Annotated in this window: 2 protein-coding genes; both read left to right on the forward strand. The window is 43.2% G+C overall.

What is annotated here, in order from left to right; all coding sequences use genetic code 11:
- Positions 1-482 (forward strand): rhomboid family intramembrane serine protease (locus JMW90_RS13365; RefSeq protein WP_201564735.1); only part of this gene is annotated, 482 nt, incomplete at its 5' end.
- 157 nt (positions 483-639) lie between these two features.
- Positions 640-1,276: metallophosphoesterase (locus JMW90_RS13370; RefSeq protein ID WP_201564736.1), on the forward strand; the 637-nt coding region annotated here is incomplete at its 3' end.

Consider the following 1,276-nt stretch of genomic DNA (forward strand, 5'->3'; position numbering starts at 1 on the left):
GTTTTGTCACGCATGGCTTTATTCATGCCGATAGCATGCACCTGCTCTTTAATATGTTTACTTTATACTTTTTCGGTCGTGCTATTGAAGGGCTGTATCAGCCGTTCTTATTTGGCTATGGTTTTGTGGTCTTTTACGTATTGGCCATTATCATTGCGATGATTCCAAGCTACCTCAAGAATAAAAACAATGCGAGCTATTTAAGCCTTGGCGCGTCAGGCGGTGTATCAGCCGTATTGTTTGCTTTTATTTTGCTGGCACCGTGGGAGAAAATTTACCTATTCGCGATTGTTCCTATACCTGCGATATTATTCGCCGTCGCTTATATCGCTTATAGTATCTATGCAGACAAACGGGGCGGCTCTAATATCAATCATATGGCGCATATGTGGGGCGGCGCGTTTGGGGTTATTGCCACGGTTATTTTAGAACCGCAAGTCCTACCGCATTTTATCAATGCGCTATTATCACCTGGGCTTTAAATTTAGTAATGAAGTTTATTAATGAAGCTCAATGATAAAAATTGAAATGAGCACTTGGGTTATGATGACAGTTTAAGTAATTAAGCGATGATTAACGTCGCGTTATGTTTTGCACAAACTTATACTCAACAAACTATTTAAGAATTTGATAATTATTATGATGATAGATGTTATCGGTGATATTCATGGCTACGCAGACAAGTTAATTGGCTTATTAGAGCAGCTAGGTTACGTTCATAATGGCACGTACTTTGTACCGCCAGCAGGGCATCGGGCGTTATTTATCGGCGACTTGATTGACCGAGGACCACAGCAATTGGCTACCTTAGAGATTGTTTTTGCCATGTTAGATGCTAACGTGGCAGATGCGATAATGGGTAATCATGAATATAATGCCCTCGCCTTTGCCACACTTGACCCTGATAACTCCAGCCAATATCTGCGCTCGCACAATGACATACATATACGCCAACATGCGGCATTTTTAGCCGAAATAGCTTTTGGCTCAGAGCGTCATCAATATTGGCTTAATCGGTTATATGAGCTGCCTTTATGGATTGAAACAGACGACGCTTGTTTTGTTCATGCCTGCTGGGATGTCGATAGTATGGCGGTATTGCAGCCGCTATTGACTGACGATAACTGTTTAACGCCGCACGGGCTAGTCGCCACTGCCAAAGAAAACACGGCGCCATTTGACGCGCTAGAGCGGGTGTTAAAAGGTGTAGAAACAGCATTACCCGACGGCATAGTCATGGTCGATAAAGAAGGCACTGAGCGCAAGCACGTTCGAG

Source organism: Psychrobacter glacincola (assembly GCF_904846215.1).
Lineage (GTDB): Bacteria > Pseudomonadota > Gammaproteobacteria > Pseudomonadales > Moraxellaceae > Psychrobacter > Psychrobacter glacincola.